This is a genomic window from Alkalimarinus alittae, from assembly GCF_026016465.1.
Lineage (GTDB): Bacteria > Pseudomonadota > Gammaproteobacteria > Pseudomonadales > Oleiphilaceae > Alkalimarinus > Alkalimarinus alittae.
Map to the genome: position 1 here is coordinate 1,030,001 of NZ_CP100390.1, position 15,612 is coordinate 1,045,612.

The window sequence follows — 15,612 nt, forward strand, 5'->3', positions numbered from 1 at the left end:
TGACAGTCGAAGATACCAGATGGCTGCGACTGTTTATTAAAAACACAGCACTCTGCAAACTCGTAAGAGGACGTATAGGGTGTGACACCTGCCCGGTGCCGGAAGGTTAATTGATGGGGTTAGCTTCGGCGAAGCTCTTGATCGAAGCCCCGGTAAACGGCGGCCGTAACTATAACGGTCCTAAGGTAGCGAAATTCCTTGTCGGGTAAGTTCCGACCTGCACGAATGGTGTAACGATGGCCATGCTGTCTCCACCCGAGACTCAGTGAAATTGAAATCGCTGTTAAGATGCAGTGTATCCGCGGCTAGACGGAAAGACCCCGTGAACCTTTACTATAGCTTCACAGTGAACTTTGAGCCTACTTGTGTAGGATAGGTGGGAGGCTTTGAAACCCGGACGCTAGTTCGGGCGGAGCCACCCTTGAAATACCACCCTGGTATGTTTGAGGTTCTAACTCAGGTCCGTAATCCGGATCGAGGACACTGTGTGGTGGGTAGTTTGACTGGGGCGGTCTCCTCCCAAAGAGTAACGGAGGAGCACGAAGGTGTGCTAAGCATGGTCGGACATCATGCGGTTAGTGTAATGGCATAAGCGCGCTTAACTGCGAGACAGACACGTCGAGCAGGTACGAAAGTAGGTCATAGTGATCCGGTGGTTCTGTATGGAAGGGCCATCGCTCAACGGATAAAAGGTACTCCGGGGATAACAGGCTGATACCGCCCAAGAGTTCACATCGACGGCGGTGTTTGGCACCTCGATGTCGGCTCATCACATCCTGGGGCTGAAGCCGGTCCCAAGGGTATGGCTGTTCGCCATTTAAAGTGGTACGCGAGCTGGGTTTAGAACGTCGTGAGACAGTTCGGTCCCTATCTGCCGTGGACGTTGGAAATTTGAGAAGAGTTGCTCCTAGTACGAGAGGACCGGAGTGAACGAACCTCTGGTGTTCGGGTTGTTACGCCAGTAGCATTGCCCGGTAGCTATGTTCGGACAGGATAACCGCTGAAAGCATCTAAGCGGGAAGCCCCCTTCAAGATAAGATTTCCCTGGAGCTTCGAGCTCCCTAAAGGGCCCTTAAAGACTATGAGGTTGATAGGCTGGGTGTGTAAGCGTTGTGAGGCGTTGAGCTAACCAGTACTAATTGCCCGTGAGGCTTGACTATATAACGCCCAAATAGTTTTGAGTCTGAAACGATCAAAACGAAAATATTTACCGGATAATGTGATTATGATCCGATATGTTATAAAACTTAATTTACTTGCTAAATGTTAAAGACATTGCGAAATTGTTGTTAACTGATCAAAAAGATAAATCATCTTCGATCAGCTAGCCAAGGTTTTGCCTGATGACAATAGCGAACTGGAACCACCTGATCCCATCCCGAACTCAGTCGTGAAACGGTTCTGCGCCGATGGTAGTGTGGGGTCTCCCCATGTGAGAGTAGGTCATCGTCAGGCATCTAAATACGAAACCCCGGTAGGGTATCCTACCGGGGTTTTTTATTGTCTGGAAGAAAGTGGCGTGAGATGTAGGCTCAAACTAGTGGGGCTGCGATACGCTAGGGCCTTGATGCTATGAGCGGAATAAGGGGAATGCTTTGGCGGAAAAACATCCAAGCAGGCTGAGCTGTCATGACAATCTTATCAGGCGGTTCGTGACTCTGCGATCCAGATGAACCAAAAAGGGGTTAAGTTTGTATTACTGGCTGTATTGTCAATGCTTGAATGCCCTTTTAAAGACCTATTACAGAGTAAGCGCTATTGTTTGCTGTAGGGGGCGTCGTTTTCTATATCCTTGTAGAGATAATACTAATGATACATTAAGTGCTTATGAGAGGGGTGTAGGGAGGTTTCTTTGTGGTCTATACAAATAAGGTTATGGTTATGACTTTTAGGATCTTGGTTTAGTGTTCGGAGGTTTTTTTACAAGAAATGACTTTCTATCGAGGGGGGGTGAAGGGGGTTAATATTATTTAGGGCGTGACGATTAAGTTGGCTTCTATTTAGAGGTATTCCATTTGAGTCTCTACTGGATATTTTCGGTATGTTAAAACTAAAAAATCCTCGCACAAAGTGCGAGGCTTTTAGAATAATGGTGCCCGGACGCGGAATCGAACCACGGACACGAGGATTTTCAATCCTCTGCTCTACCGACTGAGCTATCCGGGCAACGGGGCGTATTAGACCTGTTTCATGACAATGAGTCAAGCATTAAGTGATAAATTAAAGATATTCTTAATGTATTCACTGCTTTAAAGCTTGTTCTTGTCATTATTACGTTTTTGGTGGGGTATATCCTTCAACAATGTCGGTGTCTTTATTGCTTAGGAAGTTATCCATCTGCTCTGCTAGATAGCTTCTAGAATTCGGGTCTATCATATTTAAGTGTTTTTCATTTATTAGCATGGTTTGTTTAGTCTGCCATTCGCTCCAGGCTTTTTTAGATATATTGTTGAATATATATTCACCCTTCTTGCCAGGCATAGGTGGGATATCAACTCCCTCAAGCTCTTCTTGATACTTAACGCAGAAAACCATTCGACTCATTAAAAAGTACCTCTATTTCTTAAACTATGTAAGGGTTGAGGGATACGCTTATTTAATAATGAACAAGCAGTATCAGCTCAGCTGTCTATACTAAAATATATTACAGTGCTTTTACCATGTAGGCTATAGTGGCAATAAGTTGTAATCAGTCGCTGTCACTATCCTTAGGTTGGGTTTAGAACTTGAAAAAAACAAAAAAGTGGCTGTACTTGTATAAATGGCCGTTAACCCTTCTTTATAGGTTTAAAGCATTATTTTAAGTGTGTGTAATTATAGGTTTATAAATGAAAGTCTTGTTAGTTGATGACTCCCCAGTGGATAGAGTGATATCAGAAGCCTTTCTGCTTGAACTAGGTCATGAAGTTATCCTTGGCGAAAATGGCCAGCAGGCTCTTGAGTTATATCGTGAGCATAACCCTGATATTATTTTGATGGATGAAGTTATGCCTGTTATGCGAGGTCATGAGGCAGCTAAGGCTATTAGAGAGCATGAGGATAACTGGGTACCCATTATTTTCTTAAGTGCTAGGTTTACTGCTGAGGATATTTCTGCGGGAATTGATGCAGGAGGGGATGACTACCTAGCTAAACCTCTAGACCAGCAGGTACTGGCCGCTAAAATGAAAGCAATGGAGCGGATATCAAATATGCGTCAGCGTCTTATTGAGGTCTCTGATGAGCTTGAAGCGGCTAATGTAGAATTAAAAAGGCTGGCTGATGTAGATGGCCTTACTGGTTTGGCTAATCGACGTTATATGGATCGGTTTTTAAAACATGAGGTGGCGCGGTGCTCTCGTAATAATGAGCCCCTGTCGGTTGTTATGTGTGATATTGATGAGTTTAAATCATACAATGATTTTTACGGTCACCTAAAGGGTGATGATTGCATAAGAGTAATCGCAAACGTTTTAATTTCTAGCTTAAAAAGAGCAACTGATTTAGCTGCCCGTTTTGGAGGGGAAGAATTCGCCCTTATTTTACCAAACACAACAGAAAAAGATGCAAAAGTCTTAGCTGAGAAGATTCGAGCGAAGGTGAAGTCTCAAAATATCATGCATGAGAAATCCTCAGTTGTAAGTCATGTAACCTTGAGTATGGGGGTATATAATGAAGTGCCTACAAGTATGTTGAGGGGGGATGACTACCTTAACTTAGCAGATAAAGCGCTTTATCACGCAAAGCAAACAGGGCGAAATAAAGCTGTTAGCTACAGAGATATTAAATGATTCTTAAACCCCTATCGCTCATAAACACAGTAACTGAACTTGTGCTTAATACTCTTCTTCCATGGAGTCTATATAAATTTTAATAGGCGCAGGTAAACCAAGTTGGTGCTTACCCTTAAGCCAGCGGGAGTCAGAACACCCGCTAATACTGGGTATGCTTGAAACATAACTTAGTTTTATTGGGTGTAATATTAGGTGGTAATGGCTGAATGTATGTTTAAAACTCTCTTTATATGATAGCACTGTGCATTCTACGGCTAGTTGTTCTCGGCAGTAATGCGTTATATCGTTTCCATCTAATGTATATGGCGCATCAGGTAGACTCCATAAGCTACCCCATATTCCGCTCGGGGGTCTTTTTTCAATATAGATCTCACCTTTCTGGTTTTCTATATGGAGTAGCCATCGATGCTTAACAGGTAGTGCTTTTTTTGGTTTTGGGGTAGGGATGGTGTTGGTGCGGTCTTCGTTATACGCACGACATGTGCTATTAATAGGACATTGAGGGCAATTAGGTTTACTTCTGGTGCAGAGTGTCGCGCCTAAATCCATCATAGCTTGAGTGTAGTCACTAAAGCGCGTTTTTGGGGTGTAGCGCTCCGCCCAATACCACAATTCTTTCGCGATAGATGGATGCCCTGTCCAGCCCTCAATGGCATGAAAACGTGCGAGAACACGTTTTACGTTGCCATCTAAAATGGGGGCGCGCTGGTTTAGTGATAACGAGAGAATAGCGCCTGCTGTTGAACGTCCAATACCGGGTAGAGACTCGATCTCATCTAGCGTGCTTGGGAATTCTCCGTCATACTCCGAGACGATAAGTTTTGCTGTTTTATGAAGGTTGCGTGCGCGAGCGTAATAGCCTAAACCTGCCCAATAGCCTAATACGTCATCTTCATCTGCTTTAGCGAGCTCTTCGAGCGATTTAAACTGGTCCATGAAGCGATTGTAGTAACCTATAACAGTTGTCACTTGGGTCTGTTGAAGCATGATCTCTGATACCCAGACTCTGTATGGGGTTTTATTGATTTGCCAAGGTAAGTTTTTTCTACCGTGTACATCAAACCATTCAAGAATAGATTGACTGAAGTGTTTTTCGTTCAAGTTAGGTTGTTCTCTTTTTTGTGGCGGGCAAGGCGAGCATTTGGCTGCTCGCCTTGAGAAAAGGTTATAAAAAATAAAGGTTAGAATAAACCTTTAATGAGGTTTTTAACGCCTTTTTTGGTTTCCGATTTGTCATCACCTAGATATTTGTCTAGTTGTTTGTCTACTTCTTTGTTTGCTTTTCTTTTAAGCTCTTTTTTGCCCGCCGCAGTTACGAGTTCTTGAACTCTACTGCTATCGAGCTTGCAGAGCTTTGCAGGATCTTCACTTAACGAGCCCTTACAGATGACCGGGATGGCTAGATCTTTAACCTTTTCATTAACGCGGCATGCGTTATCCCCAAGGTCTCCAACAGCTTTTAGGTCCACACCATAGTTAACACTTAGCATCTCAGCATCTATAACTCCTTTGCCGATTAACGCTAACCCTCCCATTGCAGCCGTTAAGTTATTATTGGTGAACGTATTACCATCAATAGTAATATTGCCTTTCATTGCTTGAAAATCTGACTTTTTCTCCCAATCTGACTTGGTTACCTTATCTCGGTTAATTAATGCGAAACCCTCACAGGCTAGCTTATTTAGATTGAACCCATGAAGCGCACCTTTATCAAAGTCAAAGTTTGCACTGCCTTTAGCGGCACCTCTAAGTGCAGATATAGTGTTTCCTGCTGTTTTGACGTTAGCTTTTAAATTTATGCCGCCTGAAATGATTTCTATATCTTGAAAGTCTTTTAGAAGAGGCATTATTTGAATGTTATTAACGGTCTTATTTATTGACCATGCTGGATTATCTGATGATGCATCAATTTTCGCGTTAACGTCAAAATTGCCTTCATAAAGATTACCGCTCACTTTAGATACGTTGATCACGCCATTATTTGCCTTCATAAAAAAGGTTAAATCATTGAGCTTTAGGTTTTTTGCAATGAGTGTTTGCTGAATAAAGGAAATATCTAGGTTTAACGATCGAATAGCTTCTAAAGGAAGGAGTTGTGGTTCTGGGTCATTATTTTTAGCTGGCTTGTTACCCTTGCTGGCAGCTCTGTCATTGCTTGCGCTGCTAGCGATAGTGCCAGCTGCTTGAGTAACGGGGTCTTCAACTGGAGGCAGGTAGCGATCAACATTTAATTCTGACCCTTTGATGTTTGCTGCTACAAACTGTCCTGCTGAACGATAGTTTACTATGCCTGTGTAATTGGTATCATCAAGCTTTATCAGCACTTTGTTTAGCTTCAAATCTTCTGCACTACCTTTTATTTCAGTGCTAAACCCTAACTTCTTTAACACTTCAGGATCAGCTGTTTCAATTTTCGGTTGGCCTACTGAAGCAAGCAGGGCTTGAAGTGAAAAATCTTGAATATTGAGTGTGCCATTTAACTGAGGCTGGCCACTTAAGTTGCTGATATCCAAGTCTGAGTTGAGCGAAAGGTTTGCAAATGCTAACGCTATTTTATTTAGGCTAACAGTATCTTTGGTTAGGTCTGCCATAATACCGTTGGCATTAAGTGAGGCGGATACAGCTTTTCCATTAAAGGGTGTACCAGCCAAAGTGTAGTCGCTCTTCAAGTCTTTGACTTCTACGAGCTTCATACTGCTATCTATTGTGAGTGCGGCATTTATTTTTGCAGCTACATCAAGCTGAGGGTTGCTGTTGGATACTTTAAATTGAATGTTAAGAGGGAACTCATTGCCGAAGGAAATGCTGTTTGCCAGCAAGTTAAAGTCTTTTAATGATGCGGATTGGTTGGATTGCTTGTCAGTGTAGTGAATAGTGGTATTGGTGATGGCAATCTCTTCTATCTCAAGATTCAGGGCCTTCTTGCTGGCTTGATCTTCGTTTGAGTCTAGGGGGAGACTCTTTTCTGTCTCTTTAGTATTTGTCTGTTGCTCAGTAGAGGCACTTTGCGTTGATACATCCTTTTTGGCAGTGATGTTTTCCCAGCTCGCTTCACCTTGCTCGTTCTTTACAAGTGTTACTTCTAGCCCATCCAAAATAATTTTATGAACTTGAGGGTTGAATTTTAATAGGGATAAAAAGCCAACTTGCGCTGTTAATTGGTTAAGTTTAGAGAACGGGGATCCGTCTGCATGCTCGAGTGTAACGTTATTGACATCTATGCCTAGGGGAATAAATGACCACCCTAGGTCGCCGTCGATGGTTAGTGTTAATGTCGTGTTTTTGGCAACGACTGATTCAATATCGGTTTTGTAGTCATTGGGGTCTATTGTTGCGGTTATGACAATGACTGCCAGCACTAGTAACGCAATAAGCCCAAGTAAGGCAAAAATAGTTGTTTTTAATATACGCACGTTTGTGAGTCCTTTTTATGATGATTCATGTAAGCCCCTCTCATTTTAGCACATGAGTTTTTTATTACTTGTGCAAAAATATATAGATCCTAAATTCAGTAGTGCTATAAAAGTGAATGGTATTTATTAAGTTAACTGGATAATATATGAAGGTAGTAGGTAAGATTTACAACAAATAATAACTAAGGAGTCTCCAGTGGCGATCAGTGTAACAATAGAAGTTCATCGCGATTTCACCGTAGCAGCAAGCTTTGATAACGTTTTTGATTTATTGTCAGATGTGCCTGTTTCAGGTAGCCACTTTCCGAAAGTTGATCAGTTAATCAACTTGGGTGATAACGCTTACCGATGGGAGATGGAAAAGATTGGGGTAGATAAACATGCAATTCAGTCTATCTATGCTTGCCGCTATGAAAGCGATCGAGATGCAGGGACGATTATTTGGAAGCCTATTAAAGGTGAAGGTAACGGGGTTGTATCTGGAAGCTGGAAAATAAAATCTGTAGACGAGGGTACTCACCTTACCTTTACGACGGAAGCGAAAATGACATTGCCGTTACCAAGCTTATTGAAGCTGGCTATAAGTCCTGTAGTTAAACATGAGTTTAATGCTTTAATTGATACGTATACTGATAGATTAAAAACTAAGCTTTCTAGCTAATCCCTGATAAAATATTGAGGTGGCCTAAGTCTGGCGCCTCAATACACACCCCATTTATTTTCGATATATTTACTTCTAATCTGGCAAATAAATTTGACTAGGATATAGCGCGATAAAAACGCTATAATGCTTCTTTTTGGAATACCTACTTTGCTTGTATAAGCGAGAGCTTCTCTACAAGTTAAATTGATAAGACGTAAGTTTATGTGGAGCACCTAATGGCTGAGCGTAAGGCTCGAGTAGAACGAAATACACTCGAAACCCAGATTGCTGTTGAAGTGAATTTAGATGGTACCGGCCAGATAAAAATGGATACCGGCTTACCGTTTCTTGAGCATATGATTGATCAGATTGCTCGTCATGGGTTGATTGATATGGATCTTAAGGCCGTTGGTGACTTACAAATCGATGACCACCATACAGCTGAAGATCTAGGTATTACGCTAGGACAAGCTGTTAATAAGGCTATCGGTGATAAAAAAGGAATCCGTCGTTATGGTCATGCTTACGTACCTTTAGATGAGGCGCTATCACGTGTTGTGCTAGATTTCTCAGGCAGACCAGGTCTAGAGTTAAACATACCTTATACTCGCGCTACCGTGGGCGGGTTTGATGTGGATCTTTTTCAGGAATTTTTCCAGGGGTTCGTAAACCACGCACAGGTTACTCTACATATTGATAATTTACGTGGCACCAACACTCACCACCAAATTGAAACAGTATTTAAAGCATTTGGTCGTGCGCTTAGAATGGCGATTGAGCCTGATGTGCGAATGGCAGGCATTATGCCTTCAACTAAAGGCTGCCTTTAAGCAAGAGTGATTTAAATGAATACGGTTGCAGTAATCGATTACGGCATGGGGAATCTTCATTCCGTATCAAAAGCGATAGAACACGTAGCACCCGAGGCAAAGGTCATTGTGACATCTGATGCTTCGTTGATTCGTGAGGCTGATAGAGTGGTACTGCCTGGCGTTGGTGCGATACGAGATTGTATGGCTGAGATTCAACGCTTAGGAGTTGATAAGTTAGTTCGTGAAGTATCTCAAGATCGTCCTTTCCTTGGAATATGTGTGGGTATGCAAGCGCTAATGCAGCACAGCGAAGAAAATAACGGCGTTGACTGCATTGGTCTTTTGCCTGGGCGGGTCAAGTACTTTGGTGACCCGTTGATGGAAGAGGGTACAAAGCTTAAAGTACCTCATATGGGGTGGAATAAGGTTCGACAAGTTCAGTCGCACCCACTCTGGCAAGGAATTAATGATGATGAGCGCTTTTACTTTGTTCATAGCTTCTACGTGGCAATGGAGCAGGCAAGCTATGTGATGGGCCGCTCTCATTACGGTAAGTCTATTGATGCAGCTGTAGGTCATGAGAATATATTTGCAGTTCAGTTTCACCCTGAAAAGAGCCAGCACTCAGGTTTGGCTTTGTTGAAAAATTTTGTTCAGTGGAACGGCCGTATCTAAGTAAACAAAATCACCAAATACTACTAATCGAGAACGTTAGACTTAATTATGTTAATTATTCCTGCTATTGATCTGAAAGATGGTAAATGTGTTCGGCTGAGACAAGGGCGAATGGAAGACTCAACCGTATTTGAAGGCGACCCTGTTGACTTGGCGGGTCGCTGGGTTGATGCAGGTGCACGTAGATTGCACTTGGTTGATTTAAACGGTGCCTTTGCAGGCGAGCCAATCAATGGTGAAATTGTTCAAGCCATTGCTGCCAGATACCCTGATTTACCTATTCAGATTGGTGGTGGTATTCGTACCGCAGAAACAATCGAAGCCTATTTAAAAGCGGGCGTTCAGTATGTGATTATTGGTACAAAAGCAGTTAAAGAGCCTGCATTTGTGACAGAAATGTGTAAGCAGTTCCCTGGGCATATTATCGTTGGTTTAGACGCTAAAGACGGCAAAGTGGCGACGGATGGTTGGGCTGAAGTATCTTCAATCGAAGCGACTGATTTGGCAAAACAGTTCGAAAATGATGGTGTTTCTTCTATTGTCTACACCGATATAGCTAGAGATGGCATGATGCAGGGCGTGAATATTGATGCGACTGTGCGCTTAGCTCAGGCCTCATCCATACCTGTTATTGCGTCAGGTGGTGTGACTAATATGGATGACATTACAGGGCTGGCAGCGGTAGCTGATAAAGGCATTTTAGGTGCTATTACCGGGCGAGCTATTTACGAAGGTACTTTAGATGTATCGGAAGCGCAGCGCTATTGCGATGGTATTAACGTTTAAGTTTGGCATCACTGGCTAGCGTCTAAGTCGTGCGTATTTTGAGGTTGAGTTAATATGGGTCTTGCAAAACGAATTATTCCTTGTCTAGATGTTGATAATGGTCGCGTAGTTAAAGGCGTGCAGTTTGTTGATATCCGTGATGCCGGTGACCCTGTAGAGGTTGCGCGTAAGTATGACGAGCAAGGTGCTGATGAAATTACGTTTTTAGATATTACCGCTAGTCATGAAGACCGTGAAACAATGGTGCATACTGTTGAAAAAATGGCTAGCCAAGTATTTATACCGCTCACAGTGGGGGGGGGTATTAGAACCGTTGACGATATCAGAAAAATGTTAAATGCGGGAGCCGATAAGGTTAGCATTAACACTGCAGCGGTATTTAACCCAGAGTTTGTAAGGGAAGCTGCAGATCGTTTTGGTAGTCAATGTATCGTGGTAGCCATTGATGCGAAAAAAGTCAGTGGGCCTGATGAAGAAGATCGTTGGGAAATCTTTACCCATGGTGGACGAAAGCCAACGGGGCTTGATGCTGTAGTGTGGGCGAAGAAAATGGCTGAATATGGCGCGGGTGAGATTTTGCTCACAAGTATGGATCAAGATGGCATGAAAAATGGCTTTGATCTAGGTGTGACTCGTGCCATTAGTGATGCTGTTTCTATACCGGTGATTGCGTCGGGTGGTGTAGGAAATTTACAGCATCTTGTTGACGGCGTTAAGGTGGGCGGTGCTGATGCAGTATTAGCTGCCAGTATATTTCACTTCGGGCAGCATACAATTCCTGAGGCCAAGCAGTTTATGGCTGCACAAGGTGTTGAGGTGAGAGACTAGTCTAGGCTATTTAAAAAGAGAAACTTGCCTCTGAGTGAGCAGGGGCAGGCTTTAAGCGATAGAGGCTCCGTTTTAATTAACGGGCTGGCAGTTAATTAGCATAAAAGGTGGTAAGTCACCGCGTCTAAGAAATCCCTCGACCGAAAAATCTGTTTCATTCTTTTTCATAATCCCTTCAGTAGATGTGTCTCTCGAAAAATTTTCGAGGGTGAAGGTCTCAATATCTTGTATATTATCCAGTCTCAGTGCGCCAATTTTATTGTTGTTTTGTTCAACAAAAACAATAATTGGGCGATCGCTATTTCGAATTCTTTCTCGTGCGGTTTCAAACAATCTTATTAATTCAGTTAGTGTTGTGTTGCGTTCTTTTTCTAACTTAATAAGCGCTCGTGATTTGTCTTTTTTTGCGAGGTTTAAAAGTGACTCTGCAAGTGAATGTATTCGTTTATGTGGCTCATCAAACCTCTCTAATACTTCTTTTAAATCACTATCGTTAGTTTCGAATTGGTTATACCAAACACCAAAAGCACACTTGTCATGGTCTGTTGTTTTAGTAAAAGGGGTGCTTGTTTTGATCGCGCTGTCGAGTGCATCCACCCAGTCTCGATGGTCTTTTTCTCGCTCATTAAGCAAGGCTATCAGTTCTTTATTTTCTTCAAGCTGCGACCGACTACCCGTTAGCAAGCTGAAATCAAATAAAGGAACAGCATTATTTTGGAAGGTTATAACTTCGTGGTTAAAGCGGTCAAGTTTACCGACATTAATATTGCGTTTAACATCCTTTTCAATATATTTGACTTGTTCGAGAGGAATCGCGAAGGAAGCCTCTCGGGTAGAAAAGGTAATGACGGAAATTTGGTCACCCTTAAATAGTGATTCGATACTTTGTCCGCTCATGCTGTTAACTTATTGAACCCTTAATAATTGGCGACTTTGGCTTGCTGAATACTAATAAGTATAGAAGTGAAACCTTAATCTAACCAATGAGTTGGTGTTAATTTTTAGGCTTTAAGTCTTATAGTTTGTTAGCGGATTTAAGTTTTTTGTTGTTGGCTTCATTTGTTGTAGTTGCAAATGAATGAGAGGCGTGTTGCTTGCGGTTGCTAAACATACCTTGGCCATTGTTTCTAATGGCCCAAAGCCCGCTAATAGTGGCAATTCTTATTCCTTGTTGATCAAGTTTCGGTAGTGCCCACTCTAAATAGTCGGCGGTGACTTGGTGCGGGTGTCCAATGGCAATGGCTGTGCCTTTTTCTTTAGCTACTTGAATGAGTCGGTTAAATTGGTTGTGAATAGATTCGCGAGTTTGCCAGTGGTCGAGAAAAACATCTCTACTTAAGCTTGGAATACGGTGTTGTTGAGCTGTAGTTCCTGCAATAGAACTTGCGATTGTTCGGCTATCAACAAAATAAAGAGGGTAGTTATATAGCTCTTCCATAACCCAACCCATTTCAGTTTTTCGCTGAGTGAGTGCACTTCCCATATGATTATTAATGCCTTGTACGTAAGGTATTGCTTGAATCGCTTTGCGTAAGGTGTTAGTGAGATCGGGCTTGGTCATATCCACGGTTAAACCGCCTGCTCCGAGCTCTAGTCCTAGTGTGTTAGCCATTGGCATATGAAGCATTATTTCTTTATGGAGCCGATGAGCGCTTCGGGCTAAATCTGGGGTATGTTTTCGGTGTGGCAAGAACGCAAGTGTTAGAGGGTAGGGGAGATCAATTAGTTGGCGACCTGTTTTCAGGTGGTTGCCCATATCGTCAATAATAATCGCGATCGTCGGTTGGCTAACGGATTCTGCCCATGAGTGATTCGGGATCAAAAGCAAGCCAAATGATAGAATCTGAATAGGTTTAACCACCATTTGGCGAATGGTGCTTTTTAGACTTATGGACATCATCTTAGCGTTATTTTTCAGTGGGGGTAGCGCTAGTTTCAGACGCGTTCTGGCTCATCTTGATTGCTCGATTGCCAAGAATTGTGAGGCCTTTAAGAAGGTTTATAGCTTCACGTAGTTGAAAGTCTCTTTGCAGAATAGCAGTAGGGTCATCTGCGTCGTCTTGATCAGTACTTCCTACTTTTTTATCCTTACCTGCTTTCTCTTCTTTGCCGTTACTTAAGTGACCTGCTAAGTCTGCTTCTTTGAAGAAATCTTGTGATTGAAGCTCGGTCAGCTTGGCACGCCTTACTTCTATATCAGGTACGATGCCTAACGCTTGAATTGAACGTCCGTTTGGTGTGTAGTAGCGAGCAGTCGTGAGCTTCAATCCATACTCTTCATTGAGTTGCATAACGGTTTGTACTGAACCTTTACCAAAGCTTTCTGTGCCCATAATGATTGCTCTACCTTGGTCTTGCAGCGCACCAGATACGATCTCAGATGCTGAGGCTGAACCGCCATTGATGAGTACTATGACAGGTTTTCCGTTAAGCTCATCGCCAGGAGTTGCGCTAAACCGCAGTTGAGAGCTTTTGATTCGGCCTTCGGTGTAAACAATTAATCCGTCGTCTAGCAAACTGTCCGAAACAGCAACAGCCGCTTGAAGAACACCGCCAGGGTTGTTTCTTAGATCAAGTATCAGGCCGTGTAGTTCACCTTCATTCTCGCTCTTTAAGGTTGCTAGCCCTTTGCTAAAGTCTTCACCGGTTTGTGCTTGGAATTGTGTGATTCTTAAGTAGCCATACCCTGGCTCTAGCAGACGTGTCTTAACGCTGGTTACTTTAATGATGTCTCTGATGATGGTGATTTCGATAGGGCCGTTTTCACTTTCTCTAGCAATGGTTAATACAATCGGCTCGCCAGGTTCGCCACGCATTAATTTAACAGCTTCATCGAGTGACATGTCTTTTACTGGTGTGTCATCTAGCTTGATAATGAGGTCACCCGCTTCAACGCCTGCTTTTTGGGCGGGGGTATCATCGATTGGCGCAATAACTTTTACATACCCATTCTCTTGCCCTACTTCAATGCCTAAACCTCCGAATTGGCCTGAGGTACTTTCTTGCAAGTCTTCAAATGCAGAGGGTTCCAAGTAAGCTGAGTGAGGGTCAAGCCCAGACAACATACCTTTAATGGCATTATTCAAAAGGGTGCTGTCATCGACATCTTCTACATAGGTTTTCTTGATGCGATCAAACACTTCGGTGAACTTTCTCAAATCATCTAACGGCAGCTGTTTTTCTGGGTCAGGCAGGGCAATAATTGTTCGCTGATCTGTCTCACTATTTTCTGATGTTGCTTCATTGTCGGATGTTAGCTGATTTGATGGGCTATTATTGATCTGTGGAGCCGTATCTTCTGATAGCGCTACATTTGAATGAAGTGCGAGTGAAAGCAGTAATGGTAAGGTGATAAATCCAGCGCCGGTCGATTTTAACTGGCGTAGATGGTTTTGAATATCTATCATTAATAAAGTCCCGTTAGGTCAGGTGTTATTATTTGCGTTGTAGCCATTTTAATGGGTTTTGTGGTCTGCCATTTTTTCTTATTTCAAAGTACAAGCCTGTTTCTTTTTGGCCTCCACTTTTGCCGGAGTAGGCAATGGTTTCCCCTGTGCGAACCCAATCCCCAATATCTTTTAATAGGCTTTTATTATGGCCGTATAGACTCATATAACCGCCACCATGATCGATTATGCTCATTAGACCAAACCCACGAATCCAGTCTGAGAATACAATTCTTCCGTAATGAACGGCATTTACTTTCACTTCTGAATTAGTTTCTATTATGACGCCATTTAGACGTAGCTTTCCACCTGCTAAGCGAGAACCATAATATTTTGTCACTTTACCATGAGTTGGCCAGGGAAGTTTAGACTTCAGTTGTGAAAAGGGTCTAGAGTCTTCAGGTAACTTTAGCTCAGCAATTGCTTTCTCGACTTCTTGAAGAAGTTTCTCTAAGCGCTTTTGGTCGTTCGTAAGCTTTTCAATCTCACGGCTCTTACCTTTAATTGAACTGTTTAGTTTTGCTAGCGCCCGCTTTCTAGCTCGCTGGCTCTCGTTGAGTTCCGATTTGCTGGTAACAAGTTGGCTACGTGCGTTAATCAGTTTTTCATTTTCTTGATCTATTTCGGTTCGCGTGCTGCTCAACTGGTTAATCGTCGAGCGGTAGGACTCAATCTCTTTTGCGCGTGCTTTGTTGAAATAATCGTAATATGCGAGAGTCCGGTCAATTTTTTGTGGGTCTTCTAAGTTTAATAAAACTTTAACGGCTGGTTGTCTCCCTAAGGAGTAAGCTGTAACAATTTGTTTTTTTAAGTAAGATTGCTGATTTTTAAGTTGTAGTTCTAGAGCCTTCTTTTTAACTTGAAGCGCTTTAAGGCGTTTTTGTGCATCATTGAGTTGTTGCTGCACTTTATGTATATCTTTACCAATACGGCTTATTTCTAACTCACTTTGTTTTAGCCGTTTCTGAAGTTCATTTTTCCTCCCTTCTGCCTTATCTAGTTCATTATTGAGCTTGCCAATCGTTTTCTTGAGCTCTTTTAATTGCTTAGGAGAAACTTCAGGTTCGCTATTCGCTGCGGATAAATGAGAGGGTGAAATAGGGAAAAGTAATAAAAGTAAGACAATAAAGGGCAGCGCGCGTATTACTAAACGATTATTAGAACGTAGATGGCAGGCCGTTATTGTCATTATTATTGGCTGATTATTCCGTATGTTTGCATAATTTGGGGTGAGTT

13 protein-coding genes, 1 tRNA gene and 2 rRNA genes (1 of these 16 running past the window's edge) are annotated in these 15,612 nt (G+C 42.6%); 8 read left to right on the top strand and 8 right to left on the bottom strand.

What is annotated here, in order from left to right; translation table 11 throughout:
• Together NKI27_RS04525 and rrf are read left to right on the top strand one after the other, a co-directional pair.
• Window positions 1-1,160: ribosomal RNA gene (locus tag NKI27_RS04525) — 23S ribosomal RNA — on the top strand (it extends 1,733 nt beyond the left edge of the window).
• A 179-nt stretch (window positions 1,161-1,339) separates the two neighbouring features.
• A 5S ribosomal RNA gene (rrf, locus tag NKI27_RS04530) occupies window positions 1,340-1,455 on the top strand.
• Window positions 1,456-2,090: 635 nt separating this feature from the next.
• Here rrf and NKI27_RS04535 read toward each other — a convergent pair.
• Together NKI27_RS04535 and NKI27_RS04540 are read right to left on the bottom strand one after the other, a co-directional pair.
• Window positions 2,091-2,166 (bottom strand) — tRNA-Phe (locus NKI27_RS04535).
• A gap of 105 nt (window positions 2,167-2,271) precedes the next feature.
• Complete coding sequence (locus NKI27_RS04540; RefSeq protein WP_265048501.1) at window positions 2,272-2,544, bottom strand: oxidative damage protection protein; 273 nt, start codon at window positions 2,542-2,544, stop codon at window positions 2,272-2,274.
• A gap of 284 nt (window positions 2,545-2,828) precedes the next feature.
• Here NKI27_RS04540 and NKI27_RS04545 point away from each other — a divergent pair, with 284 nt between their 5' ends.
• The gene (locus tag NKI27_RS04545; protein ID WP_265048502.1) at window positions 2,829-3,770 is read left to right on the top strand and encodes a diguanylate cyclase domain-containing protein; all 942 of its coding nucleotides are present in this window, start codon (window positions 2,829-2,831) and stop codon (window positions 3,768-3,770) included.
• Between the two features lie 45 nt (window positions 3,771-3,815).
• Here NKI27_RS04545 and mutY read toward each other — a convergent pair whose 3' ends face one another.
• Both mutY and NKI27_RS04555 read right to left on the bottom strand, forming a co-directional pair.
• Window positions 3,816-4,874 carry an A/G-specific adenine glycosylase gene (mutY, locus tag NKI27_RS04550; RefSeq protein WP_265048503.1) on the bottom strand — a complete coding sequence of 353 codons (1,059 nt, stop codon included), beginning with the start codon at window positions 4,872-4,874 and terminating at the stop codon, window positions 3,816-3,818.
• An 80-nt stretch (window positions 4,875-4,954) separates the two neighbouring features.
• Complete coding sequence (locus tag NKI27_RS04555) at window positions 4,955-7,186, bottom strand: AsmA family protein (protein ID WP_265048504.1); 2,232 nt, start codon at window positions 7,184-7,186, stop codon at window positions 4,955-4,957.
• 196 nt (window positions 7,187-7,382) lie between these two features.
• Between NKI27_RS04555 and NKI27_RS04560 the strand changes: the two genes are divergently transcribed.
• From NKI27_RS04560 to hisF, 5 genes are all read left to right on the top strand, one after another.
• Window positions 7,383-7,847 (top strand): SRPBCC family protein, encoded by a 465-nt coding sequence (locus NKI27_RS04560; RefSeq protein ID WP_265048505.1) that lies wholly within the window; start codon window positions 7,383-7,385, stop codon window positions 7,845-7,847.
• Window positions 7,848-8,065: 218 nt separating this feature from the next.
• Window positions 8,066-8,659 (top strand): imidazoleglycerol-phosphate dehydratase HisB, encoded by a 594-nt coding sequence (gene hisB, locus NKI27_RS04565; protein ID WP_265048506.1) that lies wholly within the window; start codon window positions 8,066-8,068, stop codon window positions 8,657-8,659.
• 15 nt (window positions 8,660-8,674) lie between these two features.
• A complete protein-coding gene (gene hisH, locus NKI27_RS04570; RefSeq protein ID WP_265048507.1) occupies window positions 8,675-9,316 on the top strand; it encodes an imidazole glycerol phosphate synthase subunit HisH in 642 nt (213 codons plus the stop codon).
• A 48-nt stretch (window positions 9,317-9,364) separates the two neighbouring features.
• Complete coding sequence (gene hisA, locus NKI27_RS04575; RefSeq protein ID WP_265048508.1) at window positions 9,365-10,102, top strand: 1-(5-phosphoribosyl)-5-[(5-phosphoribosylamino)methylideneamino]imidazole-4-carboxamide isomerase; 738 nt, start codon at window positions 9,365-9,367, stop codon at window positions 10,100-10,102.
• A 54-nt stretch (window positions 10,103-10,156) separates the two neighbouring features.
• Entirely contained in the window at window positions 10,157-10,930 is a 774-nt protein-coding gene (gene hisF / locus NKI27_RS04580; RefSeq protein WP_265048509.1) for an imidazole glycerol phosphate synthase subunit HisF, read from the top strand.
• 72 nt (window positions 10,931-11,002) lie between these two features.
• On the opposite strand, the gene NKI27_RS04585 is transcribed toward hisF, so the two are convergent.
• From NKI27_RS04585 to NKI27_RS04600, 4 genes are all read right to left on the bottom strand, one after another.
• Entirely contained in the window at window positions 11,003-11,827 is an 825-nt protein-coding gene (locus NKI27_RS04585) for a CZB domain-containing protein (RefSeq protein ID WP_265048510.1), read from the bottom strand.
• 118 nt (window positions 11,828-11,945) lie between these two features.
• Window positions 11,946-12,830, bottom strand: coding sequence for a divergent polysaccharide deacetylase family protein (locus tag NKI27_RS04590; protein ID WP_265048511.1), 885 nt, complete (start codon window positions 12,828-12,830; stop codon window positions 11,946-11,948).
• A gap of 7 nt (window positions 12,831-12,837) precedes the next feature.
• Entirely contained in the window at window positions 12,838-14,337 is a 1,500-nt protein-coding gene (locus NKI27_RS04595; protein ID WP_320109445.1) for a S41 family peptidase, read from the bottom strand.
• Window positions 14,338-14,365: 28 nt separating this feature from the next.
• A complete protein-coding gene (locus tag NKI27_RS04600; RefSeq protein WP_265048512.1) occupies window positions 14,366-15,565 on the bottom strand; it encodes a murein hydrolase activator EnvC family protein in 1,200 nt (399 codons plus the stop codon).
• Window positions 15,566-15,612 lie beyond the last annotated feature (47 nt).

Bases quoted from the DNA above. Each gene is read 5' to 3' on its own strand.
- hisA (WP_265048508.1), top strand. From the start codon at position 9,365: ATGTTAATTATTCCTGCTATTGATCTGAAAGATGGTAAATGTGTTCGG.
- hisF (WP_265048509.1), top strand. From the start codon at position 10,157: ATGGGTCTTGCAAAACGAATTATTCCTTGTCTAGATGTTGATAATGGT.
- NKI27_RS04600 (WP_265048512.1), bottom strand. From the start codon at position 15,565: ATGACAATAACGGCCTGCCATCTACGTTCTAATAATCGTTTAGTAATA.
- NKI27_RS04590 (WP_265048511.1), bottom strand. From the start codon at position 12,830: ATGATGTCCATAAGTCTAAAAAGCACCATTCGCCAAATGGTGGTTAAA.
- hisH (WP_265048507.1), top strand. From the start codon at position 8,675: ATGAATACGGTTGCAGTAATCGATTACGGCATGGGGAATCTTCATTCC.
- hisB (WP_265048506.1), top strand. From the start codon at position 8,066: ATGGCTGAGCGTAAGGCTCGAGTAGAACGAAATACACTCGAAACCCAG.
- NKI27_RS04545 (WP_265048502.1), top strand. From the start codon at position 2,829: ATGAAAGTCTTGTTAGTTGATGACTCCCCAGTGGATAGAGTGATATCA.
- NKI27_RS04585 (WP_265048510.1), bottom strand. From the start codon at position 11,827: ATGAGCGGACAAAGTATCGAATCACTATTTAAGGGTGACCAAATTTCC.
- NKI27_RS04595 (WP_320109445.1), bottom strand. From the start codon at position 14,337: ATGATAGATATTCAAAACCATCTACGCCAGTTAAAATCGACCGGCGCT.
- NKI27_RS04540 (WP_265048501.1), bottom strand. From the start codon at position 2,544: ATGAGTCGAATGGTTTTCTGCGTTAAGTATCAAGAAGAGCTTGAGGGA.